Annotated in this window: 17 protein-coding genes; 9 read left to right on the top strand and 8 right to left on the bottom strand. The window is 69.4% G+C overall.

From position 1 onward, the window contains the following. Window positions 1-360: 360 nt before the first annotated feature. A complete protein-coding gene (locus E9228_RS04890; RefSeq protein ID WP_166779503.1) occupies window positions 361-2,487 on the top strand; it encodes a DEAD/DEAH box helicase in 2,127 nt (708 codons plus the stop codon). 161 nt (window positions 2,488-2,648) lie between these two features. On the opposite strand, the gene E9228_RS04885 is transcribed toward E9228_RS04890, so the two are convergent. Beyond that, complete coding sequence (locus E9228_RS04885; protein WP_111076225.1) at window positions 2,649-2,921, bottom strand: mycoredoxin; 273 nt, start codon at window positions 2,919-2,921, stop codon at window positions 2,649-2,651. 128 nt (window positions 2,922-3,049) lie between these two features. Between E9228_RS04885 and E9228_RS04880 the strand changes: the two genes are divergently transcribed. Together E9228_RS04880 and E9228_RS04875 are read left to right on the top strand one after the other, a co-directional pair. Beyond that, on the top strand, window positions 3,050-3,406 hold the full coding sequence (locus E9228_RS04880) for a hypothetical protein (RefSeq protein WP_166779502.1): 357 nt from the start codon (window positions 3,050-3,052) through the stop codon (window positions 3,404-3,406). Beyond that, entirely contained in the window at window positions 3,403-4,917 is a 1,515-nt protein-coding gene (locus tag E9228_RS04875; protein ID WP_166779501.1) for a CYTH domain-containing protein, read from the top strand. Before E9228_RS04880 ends, E9228_RS04875 begins: the two co-directional genes overlap by 4 nt. A gap of 78 nt (window positions 4,918-4,995) precedes the next feature. On the opposite strand, the gene E9228_RS04870 is transcribed toward E9228_RS04875, so the two are convergent. Both E9228_RS04870 and E9228_RS04865 read right to left on the bottom strand, forming a co-directional pair. Beyond that, entirely contained in the window at window positions 4,996-7,185 is a 2,190-nt protein-coding gene (locus E9228_RS04870; RefSeq protein WP_166779500.1) for a prolyl oligopeptidase family serine peptidase, read from the bottom strand. A gap of 9 nt (window positions 7,186-7,194) precedes the next feature. After that, complete coding sequence (locus E9228_RS04865; protein WP_166779499.1) at window positions 7,195-8,436, bottom strand: Fic family protein; 1,242 nt, start codon at window positions 8,434-8,436, stop codon at window positions 7,195-7,197. 119 nt (window positions 8,437-8,555) lie between these two features. Between E9228_RS04865 and E9228_RS04860 the strand changes: the two genes are divergently transcribed. The 3 genes from E9228_RS04860 to E9228_RS04850 all read left to right on the top strand — a co-directional run bounded on the left by E9228_RS04860 (window position 8,556) and on the right by E9228_RS04850 (window position 12,786). Next, a complete protein-coding gene (locus tag E9228_RS04860; RefSeq protein ID WP_166779498.1) occupies window positions 8,556-9,758 on the top strand; it encodes an amidohydrolase in 1,203 nt (400 codons plus the stop codon). Window positions 9,759-9,832: 74 nt separating this feature from the next. Beyond that, window positions 9,833-11,575, top strand: a complete 1,743-nt coding sequence (locus E9228_RS04855; RefSeq protein WP_166779497.1) for a DUF262 domain-containing protein — start codon at window positions 9,833-9,835, stop codon at window positions 11,573-11,575. Continuing rightward, window positions 11,575-12,786 (top strand): type II toxin-antitoxin system HipA family toxin, encoded by a 1,212-nt coding sequence (locus E9228_RS04850; RefSeq protein ID WP_166779496.1) that lies wholly within the window; start codon window positions 11,575-11,577, stop codon window positions 12,784-12,786. Before E9228_RS04855 ends, E9228_RS04850 begins: the two co-directional genes overlap by 1 nt. 310 nt (window positions 12,787-13,096) lie before the next feature. Here E9228_RS04850 and E9228_RS04845 read toward each other — a convergent pair whose 3' ends face one another. Then, window positions 13,097-13,987, bottom strand: a complete 891-nt coding sequence (locus E9228_RS04845; RefSeq protein ID WP_166779495.1) for an aminodeoxychorismate lyase — start codon at window positions 13,985-13,987, stop codon at window positions 13,097-13,099. Window positions 13,988-14,012: 25 nt separating this feature from the next. Continuing rightward, the gene (locus E9228_RS04840; protein WP_166779494.1) at window positions 14,013-14,363 is read right to left on the bottom strand and encodes a tryptophan synthase subunit alpha; all 351 of its coding nucleotides are present in this window, start codon (window positions 14,361-14,363) and stop codon (window positions 14,013-14,015) included. 65 nt (window positions 14,364-14,428) lie between these two features. On the opposite strand from E9228_RS04840, the gene E9228_RS04835 reads away from it, so the two are divergent. Further along, on the top strand, window positions 14,429-14,947 hold the full coding sequence (locus E9228_RS04835) for an 8-oxo-dGTP diphosphatase (RefSeq protein ID WP_166779493.1): 519 nt from the start codon (window positions 14,429-14,431) through the stop codon (window positions 14,945-14,947). 18 nt (window positions 14,948-14,965) lie between these two features. Here the strand turns inward: E9228_RS04835 and E9228_RS04830 are convergent, their stop codons facing one another. The 3 genes from E9228_RS04830 to E9228_RS04820 all read right to left on the bottom strand — a co-directional run bounded on the left by E9228_RS04830 (window position 14,966) and on the right by E9228_RS04820 (window position 18,430). Then, complete coding sequence (locus E9228_RS04830) at window positions 14,966-15,250, bottom strand: hypothetical protein (RefSeq protein WP_166779492.1); 285 nt, start codon at window positions 15,248-15,250, stop codon at window positions 14,966-14,968. 25 nt (window positions 15,251-15,275) lie between these two features. After that, window positions 15,276-16,601, bottom strand: a complete 1,326-nt coding sequence (locus E9228_RS04825) for an ABC transporter permease (protein WP_166779491.1) — start codon at window positions 16,599-16,601, stop codon at window positions 15,276-15,278. Between the two features lie 140 nt (window positions 16,602-16,741). Next, entirely contained in the window at window positions 16,742-18,430 is a 1,689-nt protein-coding gene (locus tag E9228_RS04820; protein WP_166779490.1) for a cation:proton antiporter domain-containing protein, read from the bottom strand. Window positions 18,431-18,543: 113 nt separating this feature from the next. Between E9228_RS04820 and E9228_RS04815 the strand changes: the two genes are divergently transcribed. Further along, window positions 18,544-19,794 (top strand): inorganic phosphate transporter, encoded by a 1,251-nt coding sequence (locus tag E9228_RS04815; RefSeq protein ID WP_166779489.1) that lies wholly within the window; start codon window positions 18,544-18,546, stop codon window positions 19,792-19,794. Then, the gene (locus E9228_RS04810; RefSeq protein WP_166779488.1) at window positions 19,794-20,090 is read left to right on the top strand and encodes a hypothetical protein; all 297 of its coding nucleotides are present in this window, start codon (window positions 19,794-19,796) and stop codon (window positions 20,088-20,090) included. Before E9228_RS04815 ends, E9228_RS04810 begins: the two co-directional genes overlap by 1 nt. Window positions 20,091-20,509 lie beyond the last annotated feature (419 nt).

Here is a 20,509-nt window from a genome sequence, read left to right as displayed (position 1 = left end):
CGCGCACGCACGGCGTGCTCGCATGTCGCGTCGATCCCTGCCGCGACGACCGGTCGCTGGCCGGTGCGTGCCGCAGCCGCGTCGCCTGGCAGGTCAGACCTCCAGGACGTTCTCCGGGGGTCCTCCTCCGGGATGGGTGGCGTGCGTGAGACGCCGCCGGACTCCCGCGCAGACCGTCACATCGAGCAATCGGCCCGCACCTGGGCCCCGATGCGGCCTGCCGGACCGATCCGGCGTGCTGCGGGCCACGGCGGCCCGTGGTGGACACCGGTGCGACGGCCACGACACGCGGCAGCCACACCACACGACTTCCGCCCGTACCGGGTGGCTCGCCCCGATGAGGGCGGAACAGGAGGAGCCTTGGCTCGATCAGGTACCCGCCGCGCTGCCGGTGGCACGCGGACGGCTGCGCGCCGGACCCGGCCGCTCGACAACGACGGCCTCATCCCCGTCCTCGCCCGTGCCGTTCGCGAGGTCGAAGCGGCCGCACAGCGTGGTCCGCTCAAGGCCACGAACCGCACGAAGTTCCAGGCGGTGGCCCTGCTCATGCGCGAGGAGCGTGCCCGCGTCAAGACGGACACGACGCTCACCGATTCGCAGCGGGCCGAGCAGCTGAAGCGACTCGACGGGGTCGCCACGATCCTCGCCAAGACCGCCGCGCGGGACACCAGCGTCATCCAGCTCCTCACCGAAGAGGCGCAGGTCTCAGAAGCGACCCGCACCGTGAAGCGCGACATGATGATCGACGCCGGTCTCGAACTGCAGCCGGAGGACCTGGTCATCGCGACCGAGCCCACCGCCGCGGTCGAGACACCCGAACGGTCCGTCGTGCCGCAGTCGGTCGTGCGGCGACAGCTCGCCAACCCGTTCCTGCCGCCGGACTTCGCGCTCGCCGACCAGCCCGTCGCCCACCCGCGTCGCCTGGCGAACTGGGAGCTCTTCGGCCCGCTGTTCAAGTCGTTCGAGTACGGCGCCGGCGGGGGAGCGGCCTCGATGCCGCTGCCCGAGCCGACGACGCTGCAGACCCCGGCCGGTGCGTCGCTGATGAAGCACCAGGCGGAACTCGTCGCCTCGGCGGCGCAGGGGCACCGGACCTTCCTGCTCGCCGACGAGCCGGGTCTCGGCAAGACCGCGCAGTCGCTGATCGCGGCCGACGCCGCCAAGGCGTTCCCACTGCTCGTCGTGGTGCCGAACGTCGTGAAGACGAACTGGGCACGCGAAGCCGAGCGCTGGGTGCCGAACCACCGCGCCACCGTCATCCACGGCGACGGCCAGGACCTCGACGGGTTCGCCGACATCATCATCGTGAACTACGAGATCCTCGACCGGCACGTCGGCTGGCTCGGGACCTTCGGGTTCAAGGGCATGGTCGTCGACGAGGCGCACTTCATCAAGAACAAGGACTCGCAGCGCTCGAAGTTCGTGCTGCAGCTCGCCGAGAAGATCCGCGAGCGCACGGCGAACCCGCTGCTCATGGCCCTGACCGGCACGCCGCTGATCAACTCGGTCGAGGACTTCCGCACCATCTGGGAGTTCCTCGGCTGGATCGACGACAAGAAGCCCCGGGCGCAGCTCATGAACGAGCTCGAGGAGATCGGGCTGACCCCCGCCGACCAGGGGTTCTTCAGCGAGGCGCGGAAGGCCGTGATCGACCTCGGCATCGTCCGCCGCCGCAAGGTCGACGTCGCCGCGGACATCCCGGCACGACGGATCGCCGACATCCCCGTCGAGCTCGACGGCGACGAGGGCCGCTCCATCCGCGACGCCGAGCGCGAGCTCACCGCGAAGCTCGTCAAGCGGTACCACCAGGCACTCGCGGCCCGCACCGGCCAGGCGCCGGTCGAGGGCATCGACGAGAAGCTCGTCCGCCAGGTCGCCCGTTGGGAGCTCGAGGACCAGGACGCCTCGTCCACCGGCGAGAACGTGTTCTCGATGGTGCGTCGCATCGGCCGTGCCAAGGCGCAGCTCGCGGCGGACTACGCGGCCCAGCTCGCCTCGAACGTCGGCAAGGTGGTGTTCTTCGCGAAGCACCTCGACGTGATGGACCAGGCGGAAGAGGTCTTCGCCCGCCGGCACCTGCGCACCGCGACGATCCGTGGCGACCAGACCCCGGCACAGCGCACGGCCGAGATCGACTCGTTCGTGAACGACCCGGACGTGGCCGTCATCGTCTGCTCGCTCACCGCGGCCGGCGTCGGGCTGAACCTGCAGGTCGCCTCCAACGTCGTCCTCGCCGAGCTGTCGTGGACGAGCGCCGAGCAGACGCAGGCGATCGACCGCGTGCACCGCATCGGCCAGGAGGAGCCCGTCACCGCGTGGCGCATCATCGCCGCACAGACGATCGACACCAAGATCGCGGAGCTCATCGACTCGAAGGCCGGTCTGGCCGCCCGGGCGCTCGACGGCTCGGACGAGGAGGTCGTCGACTCCGGCGACATCCAGCTCGACGCGATGGCCGCGCTGCTGCTCGACGCGCTGTCGCGCTAGCGCGCCGATCGGCGGCTCAGGCGGCTGAGGCCGGCGTGTCCGGCGGCGCCGGGACCGCAAAGCACCGGTGTTCGTGCATCGCGCCGCGAACTTCCGCGGCTCGATGCACGAACACCGGTGTCTTGCGCCAAGGCAACGCGCGGCGCCGCCTCGGCTCCGGGTCAGACGCGGGACTGCACCTCGGCCAGGGACGGGTTCGTCGCGGTGCTGCCGTCCGGGAAGACCAGGGTCGGCACGGTCTGGTTGCCGCCGTTGACCTCGGCGACGAGTTCGGCCGTGCCGGGGGTGGTCTCGATGTCGACCTCGCGGAAGGGCACGCCCGCCTTGGTCATCTGGTTCTTCAGGCGGGCGCAGTAGCCGCACCAGGTGGTCGTGAACATGGTGACGCCGCCGGCCTCGGGCACGAACGCGTCACGGGTGATCGTCTCGCTCATGTGCTCACGGTAACCCCGCTTCCCGGGAGGCCCTTGACCGGCTGGTCCTCCATGGTGCTGCGATCAGCGCGGCGATCCTGCTCCTTCCCGGGCCGTCTGCCCGCCGTCGACGCCTCGGCGCGGCCCTCGTGACCGCCGCAGCCGTCGGCGCGGTCGTCGCTCCGTTCGTCGGACCGCCGTCCGGATGGCCGGTCAGCATCCTGCCGACGGTCGTGCCGCTCCTCGTGGCACTCGCCGGCTGGCTCGTCGCCGTCGACGCTCCGAGACGTGCCTGGCTGCTCGTGCTGCTCCCGTTCGGAGCGGCTGCCGTGGAGGCGGCCGGGGTGCTCTGGCCGCTCGTCCCCGCCCGACTCGTCCCGTGCCTCCTGGCCGTGCCGGCGCTCACCGTCGTGGCCGCCGGTCTGCTCGCCTGGGCGACCTCGCCCCTCCGCCGACGCCCCGGTGGTGAGGACCGCGCCGCCACCCTGGTAGACAAGACCGTGTGAGCGACACGCACCTCGAGATCGAGCGCACCTACGACCTGCCCGCCGACGCCGCACTGCCGGATCTGGTCGGCGCCGGCGGGATCATGCAGACCGACGCCCAGGAGCCGTTCGAGCTCGACGCCACCTACTGGGACACCCAGCGGTACGACCTCGTCGCCGCCCACGTCACCGTCCGTCGTCGCACCGGCGGACACGACGCCGGCTGGCACATCAAGCGCGCCGAGTCCGACACCGTCCGCCATGAGCAGCACTTCCCGCTCACCGAGGACCCCGACACCGTGCCCGTCGAGGTCCTCGCCGCGCTCTTCACCGAACGCCGTGGCCGCGGCCTGCACCCGGTCGTCCGGATCACCACCACCCGTACCGTCACCCGACTGCTCGACGAGGACGGCGACCAGGTGGCCGAACTCGCCGACGACCAGGTCGTCGCCGAACGCCTCGACGACGACGCACCGGCCGATCCGGACACGTGGCGGGAGGTCGAGGTCGAAGCCGTCGAGGGCGTCGACCCGCAGATCGCACACGAGCTCTTCGCCGCCCTGGACGGTCGGTTCGCCGCCGTCGGCGCCGGCCCCGCCGCCGTCGCGTCCAAGCTGGCACGGGGGCTGACGGGGGCACCGGCACCGCGCCTCCAGACCGAGGAGAAGCCGCACAAGGGCACCGCGGCCCGTGCGCTCACCAAGCGCTTGCGGAAGCTCCGTGGCACGCTGCTCCGCCTGGAGGCCGGACTCCGGTCCGGCGCGTCGACCGACCTGTCCGAGACGGCTGAGACCGCCCTCGGCATCGCCGCGGTCCTCGGGTCCTACCGTCCGGCGTTCGCCGACGGCGACGCGATCGACCGTGCCGCCGCCGCGGCCGACGCCCTCGCGGCCGTCACCGCTCGCGCAGCGCTCGCCGACTACCTGGTGGACCGACTGCCGCGCGCCTCGAGCCCGGCGCAGGAGGCGCTCATCGACTCGATCACCCGCGAGCGCATCCTCGCCTCCACCCGGCAGCGTCGCGACGACGCCACCCGTGAGGTCGTGCTCTCGCTGCACGAGGAGTCGTTCCTCGAACTGCTCGACGCCCTCGACGACGCCGTCGAACGCCCGCAGCCGACGAAGTGGGCACTCCGCGACCCGAAGCAGGTCGCGCAGGACGTCTCGGCGATCGAGAAGCCACGAGTCCGCGACCTCGTCCGGGCAGCCGTCGGGGACGACCCCGCCGACGAGGCCGGCGACCGCGAGGCCACCCAACGCGCCTGGCACGCCACACTGCGCGCCCGCATGGCGATGGACGTCCTCGGCGACGACGCGTTCCCGCACGCGCTGTGGAAGCGCATCGGCACCGCAGCCGACGTGCTCACCGAGCGCGTCCGGTCGCTGCACGCGCTCGAGCAGCTGCGTGTGCAGGCCGGGATCGCGGACCGAGTCGGCGAGGGGACGTTCGGCTACGGCGTCCTGGCCGGCGACCGGGTCCGCGTGGCCGAGGACTCCTACGACGAGGCAGTCCACGCGCTCAACCGCGTGTGACGGGCAGTCCCGTCCTGACGTGACGACGGCGCGCACCCTGCTCGGGTGCGCGCCGTCGTCATGTCGGCCGTGCGGCGGTCAGCCGGCCGCGATCGGGCCCGCGGTCGCCGCGGCGGGGGAGACGTCGGCCAGGCCGAGCACGTCGAGCAGCCACGCCAGCTCGGACGCACGTTCCTTCCACGAGTCGTACCGGCCGCTGACGCCACCGTGGCCCGCGGACATCTCGGTCTTCAGGAGCACCGGGGCGCCGACCTCGCGCAGCTTCGCGGTCCACTTCGCCGGCTCCACGTAGAGCACACGGGTGTCGTTGATCGAGGTCACCGCGAGGATGCGCGGGTACTGCACGTCGTCGCGGACGTTCTCGTACGGCGTGTACTCGCTCATGTACCGGTAGACCTCGGGGTCGTGGAGCGGGTCGCCCCACTCGTCCCACTCGATGACGGTCAGGGGCAGGTCCGGGTCGAGGATGCTCGTCAGCGCGTCCACGAACGGCACGGCGGCCAGGATGCCGGCGAACCGCTCGGGTGCCAGGTTCGCGACCGCGCCCATCAGCAGACCGCCGGCGCTGCCGCCCTCGGCCACGAGACGCTCGGGCGTCGTCCTGCCGCTGTCGATGAGGTGCCCGGCGACGGCGACGAAGTCCGTGAAGGTGTTCTTCTTCGTCAGGGTCTTGCCGTCCTCGTACCAGTGTCGGCCCAGCTCGCCGCCCCCGCGGACGTGGGCGACGGCGAAGACGACGCCGCGGTCGAGCATCGACAGGCGCATGACGCTGAAGCCCGGGTCGATCGAGTGCTCGTACGAGCCGTACCCGTACAGGTGCAGTGGTGCCGGGGCATCCGCGTCGACGGCGTCGCGTCGCCAGACGAGCGAGATCGGGACCCGCGTGCCGTCGGCAGCGGTCGCCCAGTCACGCTCCTGCACGTAGTCGGCAGGGTCGTAGCCGCCGAGCACCGGCTGCCGCTTGAGGACGGTGACCTCGCCGGTCGTCAGGTCCAGGTCGCTGACCTCGGACGGGGTCACGAACGACGTGTACCCGAGTCGGAGCGTCGGCTGGTCCCACTCGGGGTTGCCGCCGAGGCCGGCGGAGAACAGGGCCTCGTCGAAGGGGACCTCGTGCGCGTCGCCGTAGCCGTCGCCCTCGATCGGGATGATCGCGATCCGGGGCAGTGCTTCGGACCGGTACTCGAGCGCCAGGTGCCCGGCGAAGGCGTCGACCGACTCGATGCGTCGTTCGGCGTGGTGGGGGACGACGACACGGCGGTCGGACTCGGACGTCGGGTCGTCCGCGGGGACGTCCACCAGTTCGAAGTTCTCGGCACCGTCGTTGTGCAGGACGAGCAGTCGGTCGCTGCCGCCGACGATGGCGTGCTCGATCTCGTACTCGACGCCCTCGCGACGGGGCCAGACGACGCGGAACTCCCCGGTCGGGTCGGACGCGTCGAGGACGAGCGCCTCGGACGTGATCTTCGACCCGAGCTCGATGACGATGTACTGCGACGAGCGGGTCACCCCCACTCCGACCCAGTAGCGGTCGTCGGGCTCTTCGAACACCACGACGTCGGCGTCCGCCGAGGTGCCGACGGTGTGGCGCCAGATGCGGTCCGGGCGCCAGGAGTCGTCGACGGTCGGGTAGAAGACGTAGCGGCCCGAGGGGTCGAACGTGGCGCCCGCCCCGGTGTTCGGGATCGTGTCGCCGAGGTCCTGGCCGGTCTCGAGGTCACGGACGGCCAGGGTGTACCGCTCGTCGCCCTCGACGTCGACGCCGTAGACCAGCCGACGACCGTCGTCGCTGATGTCGTAGGTGCCGAGCGAGAAGAAGTCGTGCCCCTCGGCCAGGGCGTTGCCGTCCAGGACGACCTCTTCGCCGGGCAGGGTGCCGGCACTCGCCGACCCCGTGGCATCCGACTCGAGCGACGGCGGCGTCCAGTCGTCCGGGCCGCTGATGGGGGCACGGCACTGCACGCCGTACTGGCTGCCCTCGCTGGTCCGGGTGAAGTACCACCACTGGCCCATGCGCACGGGGACCGAGAGGTCGGTCTCCTGCACACGGGTCTTGACCTCGTCGAAGAGCCGCTCACGGAGGGCACCGAGGTGCTCGGTCTGCGCCTCGGTGTACCGGTTCTCGGCTTCGAGGTACGCGATGGTGTCCGGGGACTCCTTGTCACGCAGCCACTCGTAGTCGTCGACGAAGTCGATGCCGTGGTGGGTCCGCGTCCGGGGCCGCTTGGCGGCGGTCGGCGGGATGGTCACGTCGTGCTCGCTGGTCACCGGCCCACCCTATTCGCTCGGCATGGAGGCCCGGCCCGGCTCCGTCGGCACCGCCGCCGCCCGGATGCGCTCTGCGAGGGCATCGAGCTCGGCCAGCACGTCCGATGCCACCCAGGCCCGGTTCCGCCGTCGCTCGGTCACGGGCCGCAGGACCCCCGCCTCGACCAGGTCGTCGATCACGGCGTCCGTCCACGGCACGTCGGGCGGGAGCGCATCGGTGATCGCCGCCTCGGTCAGGACCGGGTCTGCGAGCAGGACGCGGAGCACCGCCGAGTCGTGCGCCACCCGCGACCGCTCGTCCGTCCGGTGCACCGCTGCACGGTCGTGCTCGAGCTCGTCGAGCCGGAGTGCTGCGTACTCGACCTCGTCGCACACGGTGCCGATCGCCGCGGCCACCAGGGTCACCACGCCGTCGACGTGCCCGTCCCGGTAGCGGACGAGTTCGCCGAAGTAGCCGGCCCGGTCCGCGACGAGCGCCGCCGCGACCGGCACCACGAGCGAGGAGGTCAGCCCGCGCCGACGGAGCACGGCGTTGACCAGCGCGCGGCCGATCCGCCCGTTGCCGTCCGTGAACGGGTGTACCGACTCGAACTGGGCGTGCGCGATCGCCCCCTGCACGATCGGGTCGACGTCGTCGCGCGCCAGGAACGCGAACAGGTCGTCCATCGCGTCGGGGACGTCGTCCGGCGGCGGGGGGACGTACGCGGCCTGCCGCGGGGACGCGCCGCCGCCGATCCAGTTCTGCACCTGTCGCCAGCGGCCGGCCGCCGGACCGTCGAGCGGGTCGTCGTGCATGAGGACGGCGTGCGCGTCGAGCACCGCGCCGGCCGTGATGCTGCCCCGACCGGCGTCGTCGATCATCGCCCGGAGCGCCGCGGTCGCACCGACCATCGCGGTCGCACTGCCGTTCGAACGGATGCCGACCACGGCGCGTGCGTAGTCGTCGAGGGTCGCGTGCTCGTCCTCGATCCGGGAGGACGAGACGGCTTCGGTCCGGGCGAGCAGCAGGTCGAACGTCGCGGTCCGGTCGCCGAGTCGCCGGTCGAGGTCGCGCAGACGCTCGGACGCCCGCGCGACCAGGTGCGCGGTGCGCGGGGGAGCGGTCCAGGACCGGTGAGCGATCCGCGGCGGCAGGGAACACCGGACCGAGCGGACCATCCGATCGGCCCGCGGCGGCCGTCCGCTGCTCCGCCACGGTCGGGTCGTCGTGCGGTGTGCCGGCCAGCCGGGCCGGGTGTCGTCAGGGTGCATCGTGCCTCCGCTCGTCGGGTTCGCCAGACGGTACCGACCACCGACCGCGCAGCACGAAGAACCCGTATGTCGTCCACGAAGACCGGGGCGTCAGGCGACGGCATCGGTACCGTTGTGGAATGACTGACAACTCGTTCGTGATCACCGGAGCCCACGTCGTCCCCGTCGACGGCGACGCGTTCGACGGCGGTGCGGTCGTCGTGCAGGACGGCCGCATCACGGCCGTCGGACCCGACGTCACACCGCCCGACGATCTGCCCGTGGTCGACGCAGCCGGCGCATGGCTCCTGCCCGGCTTCGTCGAGGCGCACGGCCACGTCGGCATCCACGAAGAGGCGAACGGCTCGGCGGGCAACGACACGAACGAGATGACCGGGCCGAACATGGCCGCGGTCCGGGCGATCGACGCGGTCGACATCGACGACGAGGGCTTCCGCGACGCCCTGTCCGGCGGCATCACGAGCATCGTCGTGAAGCCCGGCTCCGGCAACCCGATCGGCGGCCAGACGGTCGCGATCAAGACCTGGGGCGGCCGGACGATCGACGAGCAGCTCATCTCCGACGCGGTGAGCATCAAGAGCGCCCTCGGTGAGAACCCGAAGCGCGTCTACGGCGAGAAGGGGCAGACGCCCTCCACCCGGCTCGGGGTCGCCAAGGTGATCCGCGAGGCCTTCGTCGCCGCCCAGGACTACCGCGCCGACCGCGACGCCGCACACGCGAAGGGCGAGCCGTTCACCCGCGACCTGACGAAGGAGGCCCTGGTCCGGGTCCTCGACGGCGAGCTCGCCTGGGACCAGCACACCCACCGCCACGACGACATCGCCACCGCGGTCCGTCTCGCCGAGGAGTTCGGCTACCGCCTGGTCGTCAACCACGGCACCGAGGCGCACAAGATCGCCGACCTGCTCGCCGAGAAGGGCATCCCGGTGATCTACGGACCGCTGTTCACCAGCCGGTCCAAGGTCGAGCTGCGCGACCGCGGGATCCCGAACCTCACCACGATCGCGGCCGCCGGCGTCCGTGTCGCGATCACCACCGACGCACCCGTCGTCCCGATCAACATGCTCGTCACCCAGGCGACGATGGCGGTCCGCGACGGCCTCCCGAGGCAGACCGCGCTCGAGGCGATCACCTCCGCCCCGGCGGACATCCTCGGCTTCGGCGACCGGGTCGGCCGCATCGCCGCGGGGTACGACGCCGACCTCGTGCTCTGGGACGGCGACCCGCTCGACGCCACGAGCCGCGCGCAGCGCGTCTGGATCGAGGGCAAGCAGGTCTTCGCCTACGTCGACGGGCAGGGCGTCACCACCCCGCGCTGGTAGCGCTACGCGCCCTCACGCACCGCCTGCGGCTTTTGTAGGTCGTGCTGTCGGTCCGTTCATGCCATGCTGGCGACATGGTCGAAAGTGCTACCCAGTCTCGGGGCGATACGTTCACAATTGACGAGCTAGTCACGATGGCTCGTGATGGACGCATCCGTGTTCCGGAGTTTCAGCGAGCTTTTCGGTGGGACAGCGGGGATGTGCTCGCGCTGTTCGACAGCATTCTCAAGGGTTACCCGGTCGGCAGCGTACTGCTTTGGAGGAAGGACGCCCCGAAGCGCCGCGTCACTCTAGGCGGCTTGATCATCGATGCCCCGGCTCGTCCCAATGCGCTCTGGGTTGTTGATGGCCAGCAAAGAATCACCAGTCTCGTCAACGGCGTGAGTGCGGACGTAGTCGATCGTGACAGTCGTTTCAGAGTTCTATACCTTGTCGAGGCTAAGAAGCTCGTGAGACCGAATGATGCTCGCGGCCAGCTCGCAATCCCCTTGCCTGACCTGTTCGACATTCCGAGGCTACTTACCTGGCTGCAGGAACATCCTGAAGCGTTCCCTTTCGCCGCGGACCTCCAGGCTGTGACGGCCCGGCTCCGAGGATTCGCATTGCCAGGGTCTGTAGTGGAGCAGGCTGACGAAAAAGTTCTCCGAGACATTTTCGACCGAATGAACACCGCGGGCAAGCGTCTGAGAAGCGCGGAGATTTTTGACGCCATCCATCGCGCAGTTGGTGAGGTGTCGGATGAGAGCCTGTCGGTTGGCGCGATCGCGGACCGGCTCGCGGCTTCGACCACTTTCGGGCGGGTCGATACGGCTGCGGTATACCAGGCCATTCTTGTGCGACGTCACCCCGACATCACTCGGGATCCTCATGGCGAGTTCGATCAGGAGCGCCGACTGGTGTCTGACTTCCCAGGGGAGGGGCGCGAAGAAGGATATCGTGGTGCCGAGGACGCGCTCGAACGCGCTATCGCCTTCCTTACTGACCAGGCGGGCGTTCCTCATGCGACATTCCTTGCCTATCGATTCCTTTTGCTGATACCCGTACGCTTTTTTGCGTTGTTCCCCGAACCTGCCGAGCGCAACCTCGAACTACTCCGACGATGGTTCTGGCGAGCAGCGGCCCGGGCTCAGGAGCTGAACTTGAGCGGTAGTACGGCGACGGTCCGCTCGTTGGCCGGTAACATCAAGCCAGGCGATGAGTCAGGTTCGTTGCAGCGCCTACTCGAAGTGGTCGAGTCAACGAAGCCGCTACCTCTTCCGAATCTTCGACTCTTCCGCGCCAATCAGGCAGCCAGTCGGATTGCACTCTGTGCGCTTTGGGCTGCGAAGCCGCGTGCTCTTGCCTCCGGCCAAGTCATTGACCCAGCAGCTCTCGCTCTGGCGCTCGAAGCTCGTGAAACTCCTACCGACGTAGCACTGGAAATCGTCCGCCGCGACGCGCTTCCGTCCAAGCTTAGGCTTTCAGCGGCGAACCGGTATATTGGATTGCCGGATGATGATCACACCTTGCGTGGTCTAGCTAAAGATGGCGATGCGCGAGCAGCTGGCGTCAGCACTAAGGTTCTCGACAGTCTTCTAGTGACCAAGGGCGATCTCGACCGGATCAACTTCGGACAGCTCATCGAAATGGTTGAGGAGCGCGAAGCGCGACTTGAGCGCGTCGTGAGCAAGTTCCTCGAGAGTCGCGCAGGGGTGGGGCTGGAATCGACCCGACCTCTTTCTGACTTCAATCTCGACGATGACGACGAGGATGACGATGAGGGGCTTGTAGTCAATGAGGAGGACCTGACGATCCTCGATCGGTCTGGCGAAGAGTGATGGATGAGCGCCAGCATGCGGTCCTGCTCTACGGGAGCCTCATTGGCGTCATCCGCCACCGGGGGGATGTTGCGAGATTCACCTTCCTCGATGACTACTGGGATCGAGCAGAGCGACCGGTTCTAGGTCTTTGGTTCGAGGACCACTCTGGTGTATCCCCGCAGGCGGCCTTGCGCCTTCCGCCGTGGTTTTCTAACCTTTTGCCGGAAGGCAAGCTGCGCGGTTGGATTGCTCGAGAGCGGCGAGTCGCAGTTGATCGGGAATTGGAATTGCTGTTGCAAGTCGGACACGATCTACCTGGAGCAGTCGAGGTCGTTGCAGACGCCGGCAACCGGCCAGATGAAGATTGGGCGGTAACTGAGGCTTATTCTGCACCCCTCGATGATGATAGGCCCTGGAAGTTCTCTCTCGCTGGTGTCGGATTGAAGTTTTCACTCCTGAGGGCTCAAGACAGGCTCACAATTCCAGCAAGTTTCGAGCATGGCGACTGGATCATCAAGATGCCGGACTCAGAACACGCCGGAGTGCCCCAAAATGAGTACGCGATGATGGAGTTGGCTCGGAAGGTAGGCATCAATACTCCTAAAACGCTGCTAGTCGAGAGAGATGACCTTCCGCAGCTGCCGGGCGCGGTATGGCCGCAGGGGGAGCAGTTCGCCTATGCAATCGAGCGCTTTGACCGCTCGGAAGGTGGCGAGACCCGGACGCACATTGAAGACTTTGCCCAGATTCGCGGCTTCTATCCCGAACATAAGTATGATGGTTCCTTCGAAACGGTCTCAGCGCTGGCGTACCGCGGCTACGACATTGACGCGCTCGAAGAGGTTGTAAAGCGGCTCGTACTCAACGTCCTCATCGGCAACGGTGACGCGCATCTCAAAAACTGGTCGTTGATCTACGCTGATCGGCAGCGGCCCACGTTATCGCCCGTGTACGACGTGGTGTCGACGGAAGCTTACATCGGTCAAGGTGAGGACCTCGGACTGAAATTCGGGCGGTCTCGTGCGATCGATGCCGTCGGCCTCACCAGCTTCGAGCGCCTTGAACGCAAACTCAACTCGCCGACAAACTTGACAGAGCTGGCTCGCGATACTGCTTGTCGAGTAGCGGAGCATTGGGAATCTGTAGTCGCAGTCCCCGCATTGGTGCGTATCCGAGACAGCATAGGGACCAGAATTGCAGGTCGACTTGAGCGGCTTGGGGTTTCGTGATCGCGCTCGACGTTTCATTCCCGGTTTTCAAGAAGTGGTGGTCGGTCGACCAGCAGCGTGACCAGTCTTCCTGGGGGTCGGCGACCGGTTCTCCCGAATTGCGGAGGCCTTCGACGTCAACCTGGTCCTTCAGGACGGCGACCTGCTCGCTCCGGCCAGTCGCGCGACGTTCGTCTTGATGAAGGTGCCTCGGTTCACGAGTGGGCAGTCGACAACTTAGTCACTGCTTCGCGCTTGTGTCCGGCCGACGGACGGGAGGCGCGGTGCGGGCCCGCACCGCGCCTCCCGTCCGTCGTCTGGCCGGATCCGTTCAGTCCTGACGCGAGAGCAGGAAGTCGTTGATGCGCTCCGTCATGCCGAGGTCCATCTCGATCCGCACCCCGTTGACGGTGTGGATCGGCGCGGCCTGTCGGATGCTCGAGACCAGCCACAGCGCGTCCGCGGCCCGCAGGTCGTCGAGGGTGACGAGTTCGTAGGCGGTCTCGATGCCCTCCTGCTCGGCGAACCGGAAGACGTCCGCCTGCGTGGTGCCGTCGAGGATGCCGATGTCGGTGCGGGGAGTGACGAAGCGGCCCCCGACCGACATGACCAGGTTCGCCCGGGTGCCCTCGAGGACGTAGCCGTCGGTCGAGATGAACAGGGCGTCGTCGGCGCCGCGCCGGACGGCCTCGCGGAGGGCGGCCATGTTGATCGCGTACGACAGCGTCTTCGCGCCCTGCAGCAGCCAGGGCGAGGTCCGCTCGACGTCGTGCCGGTAGCCGCGGTCGAGTGTGACGACCCCGATGCCCTCGGTGCGGTCGCGGGTCTGGTCGGCGGACGGCGCGGCGTACACCCACCCGGTCGGACGGCCGAGGCCCTCGACGCCGCGGGTCAGCACCGTCTTGGCGTAGGCCTCTCGCACCGGGTCGAGTCCTGCGCAGACCGCCTCGATCGCCTGCCGCCAGGCGTCGAGGTCCGGCTCGGGCAGGTCGAGCTTCGCGGCGGAGCGACCGAACCGGGCCAGGTGCGCCTCGAGTGCCTGGGGACGACCGTCGATGACCGTGATCGTCTCGAACACGCCGTCGCCCCGGGTCAGTCCGAGGTCCATCACCTGGATGTGCTCCTCGAGCGGCTTCGCCCACGTGAAGGAGTCGGCTCCGGGGTCGTGCGGCTCGGCGGCACGCGAGGGCTGGTTCAGGACGGCGAGGACGGTGTCGGTCATGTCCCCATCCAACCCCAGACGTGTGTCAGCGGGCGCGGGGCAACGCGTCCATGAGCTTCCAGACCGCCTCGGTCAGCTCCGGGTGCTGCAGCGCGATCCGGCGGAGGCGGTGGTACTCCTCGCCGTGCTCGGTGCGGTGGCCGGAGGCCGGGTGCGAGGACCACTGGGCGCTGCGCTGGCCGATCCGGACGTCGAGTTCCATCGCCTCGGCCCGGAGGATCAGCACGACCTGCTCGTCGACGGTCGGCAGCGTGTGCATGAAGTCCCAGGGGTCGTCGCCCTGCCGGCACCGGTGTTCGACGATGACCGAGATCTCCTCGGCGGCTTCTGCGCGCAGCACCTCGAGGCTGCGCCCCGTCCTGCGAGACTCAGCCATGACGCCCCCACAGCACGCCTGCCATGCAACGAGCGTACGTCATCGGATCGGCCACACTGGACCACATGACCGAGCGCGACGAGACCAAGTCCCAGCACCCGGCGGTCGTCGTCGTGTACCTCCTGCGGGACGGTGCCGACGGGCCGGAGGTGCTGCTCGGCGAGAAGCGCCGGGGCCTCGGCACCGGTCGCGTGGTCGGCCCGGGCGGGAAGCGCGAGGGGACGGAGACGGCCGCGCAGACCGCCGTGCGCGAGGTCGCCGAGGAGGTCGGCCTGCACGTCGACCCGGCCGACCTGGAGGCACGCGGCACGTTGGACTACCGGTTCCCGTTCCGGCCGTCCTGGTCCCAGGTCTCGGACGTCTTCGTCTGCCGCCGCTGGCAGGGCGACCCGTCGGGCGGGGACGAGCTGGAGCCGCGGTGGGTGCCGGTCGGTGCCGTGCCGTACGACGCGATGTGGGACGACGCGCGCTACTGGTTGCCCGGGGTGCTCGCGGGTGGGCGGGTCGACGCCCGTGTCGTGTTCGCCGAGGACAACGCGTCGGTCGCCGGGTTCACCGGGACGGGCATCGGCGAGCCGGCCTGACCCTGCTGACCGACCGTGTCAGCGTGCGCGCTGCGTCGGGGTGGACCCGGTGCGGGCGGCTTCGGCCTCGGCCATGACGTCCGCGTCGCCGCTCTGGCCACCGAGCGGCCGGACGAAGAAGTCGACGACGCCGAACGCGATGGCCGCGACGAGTGCGAACATCGCCCAGCCGTCCCAGAGTCCGGCGACGCTGCGGCCGCCGCTCGGCGCGAGCACGATGCTCGTGACGTAGGACAGCGCCGCGATGACGAGGAAGACGACGACGATCGTCATGAGGAGGCGGTGCCAGGCGGTACGGGTCATGATCGGACCAGGATACCCGCGGCCGTCACGGTTGCCGACGCGGATTGAGCGGCTCGTTCTCGAGCCCGTCGCGACCGCCCGTGAAGACGTCGCCCGCGGCTCGTTCGTCCTCCCAGTCGTCGTCGCGGAGGACCTGCAGCGTGCCGGTCTCGGTCGAGATGAGGCCGTTCCGCTGGAGTTCGGCGTCGCGCTCGCGGCCCAGGAACTCGCGGTTCGCCGTGTTCGCGTCCTGGAACATGGTGGTCCGGCCGGTCACGATCGCGCGGATCCGGCGACGTTCCCACCACTTCTTGCCGAGGAACATCAGCACGAGCCCGGCGGCGGCGTAGCAGCCCATCGTGATGAGGCCGCGCTCCGGCCCCGGGCCGACGCCGTAGAGCTGGTGCTTGATCATGTCGACCATGCTCGAGCCGACGACGACGTTGTTCAGCCAGGCGAACGGCTCCGGCATGAACCACTTCGGGTAGGCGCCACCGGAGGACGGCATCGACAGGAAGACGAAGCAGATCATCGCCGGGGCGGCGATGAACCGTCCGACGAAGTAGCTCAGACCGTTCACCGCGAGGCCGATCGCGACGATCCAGCCCCACGCGATGAGCACCAGTGGGACGAAGTGTCCGTGGATCGCGCCGACGACGGGGCCGGCGAGGGTGTTCGTGATGAGGGAGATCACCAGGCCACCGGTGACGATGACGGTCATACGGGTCCGGTGGCGGAGCGGGCCGCCCATGATGCCGATGAACATCGCCACCATGTAGCCGCCGATGCACCAGGCGAGCATCACGTACATGGCGACCGTGCCGTACTCGTCGTAGGCGGGCAGGGGCGCGAGTTCGGTCACGCGGGGAGCGGCCAGTCCGGCGCCGGTCAGCACCGCGGTCAGGGTCGCCGGCACCAGGCTGGCGACCTGGAACTGGTGCGCGCTGGCCTTGAACAGCTCGTTCGCGGAGGGGTCGTACGCCACGGCGATCGTGCCCGCGACGACGTCGTGCTTGGCGCGGGCGAGTGAGTCGTACGACGAGAACAGGTACTCGCCCGGCAGCGCCTTCTGCACGGCGCTGACGAGGGTCCGGTCCCCGCCGACGATGCCGATCGGCACGTCGTGCGGGTGCGGGGCGTGGAACGCGAAGACGTAGCACAGGCAGAACCCGACGATGAAGAACAGCGGCATCCACAGCTGGAGCCCGATGAGCTGCAGCGACGGGTGGAGCGTGGCGTACCAACGGCGGTAGCGCCCGATGTGTTGCTTCGGCGGCGGCGTGGGGCGTGCCTCCCGGCCGGGGCGGCGCGCCGGACGCGACGGCTGCCGGGGGGCCTGCCGTGCCTGCTCCTGCGCTGATGGCTGCGCCACCCGCGCCGAGCCTCCGGCGCTGCGCGTCGGGAGGTCGTTGTTCCTGCGTGCTTCGTTCCGCGGCGTGCTCACTCGGCGGTGCGCTCCTGTCCTGTCGTCTGGCGTCCCAGGCTACGCCCGGGCACCAGGGTGAGGACCGGTCAGGAACGGCTGCGGGAGGCCTGTGCGGAGTCCATCGCGAGCTCCTCCGCGTCGAGGGTCACGAGCACGCGACGCATGACCTCCTCGTCGAGGTTGCCCTTCTCGCGTTCCTCCAGGACGATCTCGCGTCGGCGGTCGAGCAACTCGCGACGGATGTCCTGGATCTGCGCGCCGCGGAGTCGCATCGTGGTGTCGCGGTCGTCCGTCTCCTCTTCCTCGGCGTCCTGCCGGAACGTCTCGGCCTGGCGCTCCAACCGTGCCTTGAGACGGGAGACGACCGAGTCGACGGCGTCCGTGCCGTACCGGGAGCCCCACTCCGGACGTCGCTTGTCGAGCAGCTCGATGGCGGCGACCGTGGTGCGCTGGTTGAGCAGCATCTCGCTCCGGCGGTCCTTGTCGTCCTCGCCCGGGTCCTGCACCTTGAGCGCGCGGATCACGAACGGCAGCGTCAGCCCCTGCAGCAGCAGGGTGCCGACGGTGACGATGAACGCGATCACGAAGATCGTGTCCTGTGCCGGGATCTTCGTCGGGCTCGCGACGACGGAGACCGCGGCCGCCAGCGTCACCACACCGCGCATGCCGGTCCACGAGATGACCGTCAGTTCCCGCCAGTTGAGCTTCGGTTCGGCCGTGCCGCGGATCCAGCGGAGGGAGCGGTGCCCTCGGGAGGCGCGGATCCGCAGCGGACGGATGAACCGGCCGTGCAGGCGGTTGCGTGCGTAGGACTCGAAGATGAAGAGCGGGCGGACCACGATCACGACCGCGAGGACCACCGCCGCCGCGGTGAGCGTCTGGCCGAGGCTCCGCTCGCTCTCGACCAGGTCCTGCACGACCGTGTTGAGCTGCAGTCCGATGAGCGCGAAGACGAAGCCCTCGAGGATGACGTCGACGCTCGTCCACAGCGGGCGCTCCTGCAGCCGGGTCGCGTAGCCCTCCTTGGGGGAGTTGTAGCCGATGTAGAGGCCCGCCGTGACGACGGCGATGACACCCGAGCCGGAGAGCTCCTCGGCCAGGATGTACGCGACGAACGGCAGCAGGATGCTCATGATCGTCTCGACCACGGGGTCGTTGATCCGCATCCGGATCCAGTGCACGACGACCCCGAGCACACCGCCGACGACCAGACCGACGCCGATCGCCAGGCCGAAGATCCCGAGGTCCTGCCAGACCGTCAGGGACGCGCCGGCGATGATCAGGGTGAACACCCGGACCAGCGTCAGCGACGCGGCGTCGTTGATCAGGCTCTCGCCGGACAGCACCGTCATCACCCGGCGGGGCAGGCCGAGCTTCCGGCCGATCGCCGCCGCCGACACCGCGTCCGGCGGGGCCACGATCGCGCCCAGGAGGATCGCGGCCGGCCACGTCATGTCGGGGATGATCAGGTAGGCGGCCAGGCCCACGGCGAGCGCGGTGATGATGACCAGGAAGACGCCGAGTCGTCGGATCTGCTTGATCGACCCGCGGAAGCTCTGCCACGACACGTCGAGCGCCGCCGAGTAGAGCAGCGGCGGCAGGACGACCGTGAGGATGACCTCGGAGTCGATCTCGATGTGCGGCAGTCCGGGGATGAACGACACGCCCAGGGCGACCGCGGTGACGAGGAGCGGGGCAGGGAGTCCCCATGCTCGGGCGAACCCGGTGACGGCGAGCGATCCGACCAACAGGATGAGCAACTCGGCGATGTCCACGGGTCCATCTTCCCATCCCGAGGGTGTGGATCTGAGCGGACGTGAAGGGCAGATGAACAACAGGTGTCCGCTCGGCTTGCTCGATCCCCTCCCGCCTGGGACACTTGCCCGCGGTGGACATCACGCTCATAGTCGTCCTGGTCATTGCGTTGGCCCTCTTCTTCGACTTCACAAACGGTTTTCACGACACCGCCAACGCAATGGCGACCCCGATCGCGACCGGCGCCATGAAGCCCACGGTGGCGGTCTCCGTCGCAGCGGTGCTCAACCTCGTCGGGGCGTTCCTCAGCACTGCTGTGGCGACGTCGATCTCGCACGGGCTCATCAACGAAGGACCCGGTGGCGTCGCCATCAGTCCGGAGATGATCTTCGCGGGGCTGATCGGCGCCGTGGTCTGGAACATGATCACGTGGCTGCGCGGCCTGCCGTCGTCGTCCTCGCACGCGCTCTTCGGTGGCCTCATCGGCGCCGCGATCGTCGGTGCCGGGTTCGACTCGGTGAACTACGCGGCGCTGCTGACGGTGGTGATCATCCCCGCCTTCCTGTCGCCGGTGATCGCGGCGCTGGTGTCACTGCTCGCCACGCGGATCGCCTACCGGATCACCCGTCGCCCGGTGTTCCCGAACGAACGCGGCGGTTTCCGCATCGGCCAGATCTTCACGTCGTCGATGGTCTCGCTCGCGCACGGCACGAACGACGCGCAGAAGACGATGGGCGTCATCACGCTCACGCTCATCGCGTCCGGGGCGCAGTCGGCGGACCAGGGCGTGCAGTTCTGGGTCGTCGTGGCCTGTGCGCTCGCGATCGCCCTCGGCACCTACACCGGCGGGTGGCGGATCATCCGCACCCTCGGGTCCGGCATCACCGAGATCCGGGCGACGCAGGGCTTCGCGGCAGAGGCCTCCACCGCCGCGACGATCCTCGCCTCGAGCCACCTCGGCTTCGCACTCTCCACCACGCAGGTCTCCTCCGGGTCGATCATCGGTGCCGGCCTCGGCCGTCGCGGGTCGAAGATCCAGTGGTCGACCGCCGGCAAGATCGTCATCGCGTGGTTCATCACCCTGCCGGCAGCCGCCGCGGTCGGTGCGGTGGCGTCCGGCATCGCCCGCTTCGGTGTGATCGGCCTGGTCATCGACGCCGTCGCCGGCGGGATCGTGGTCCTCGGCCTGTACCTGTGGTCGCTCCGCAAGCCGCACGACTCGGCCATCGAGATCGACGTCGCCGCCAACGCCGTGCTCACCCGTAAGGAGCAGCGCGGACTGCAGCGCAAGAAGCGTGCCGAGGCCGTCGCCGCCCGTCGCGCCGAACTGAGCCGTGAGCGGACCCTCCGCCGCATGGCCGGACGCAAGGGAGGCCGTCGCTGATGGGCATCGACTGGGGAGCGTTCCTGCTCGTGGCGCTCGTCGCCGTCGTCGCGGCGTGCTTCGTCGTCTCCGTGTACTCCGTCGGACTGCGCTTCTGGAGCGCCGCCGACACCCGTGCGGGCAAGTACACCGTGAAGGACGACGGTACGATCGGCCCGGCCACCGCCGGTTTCCCGGACCCGAACGCCGCGGCCGGGGCCGTCCGGATGCTCCGGGCGCTCGCCGTGGTCTGCTTCGTGCTCTGTGGCGCGGCCGTCCTCTACGGCATCTACCTGATCGTGCCCGCCTTCCACTGAGGCTCGCGCACGTCCCTCCGGCAGCGGTCGGCCCTCGGGCCGGCCGCTGCCGCGTTGCGGGGCCGCCCGCCCGGGCGTGAGCGGGCGGGATGCCAGTGCGGCTGGCGGACGCACCGCGCGTTCGCGCCCGTTCGCCGTCTGCCGGTCGGGAGGCGCGGGGCGGTCTGGTCGCGTGCCTCCCGTCCGCCCCGGGCGTGAGTGGGCGGGATGCCAGGGGGGTCTGACGGACGCACCACGCGTTCGCCCCCGTTCGCCGGAGCGCGGAGTGCGCGGGTGCCAGTACGCGGCCGCGAGCGGGCGGAATGCCACGGCAGCGGGTGTCGAGCGCTGCGTGTCCGCGCCCGCTCGCCGCGTGCGCGCGCTGCACCTGGTGATGGGAGGCGCGTGGCGGGCTGGTCGCGTGCCTCCCGTCCGCCCTG

The sequence above is a fragment of the Curtobacterium salicis genome (genome assembly GCF_011759505.1).
GTDB lineage: Bacteria > Actinomycetota > Actinomycetes > Actinomycetales > Microbacteriaceae > Curtobacterium > Curtobacterium salicis.
Note: the sequence above shows the minus strand (reverse complement) of the source record. Positions and strands in the feature narration are given on the sequence as shown.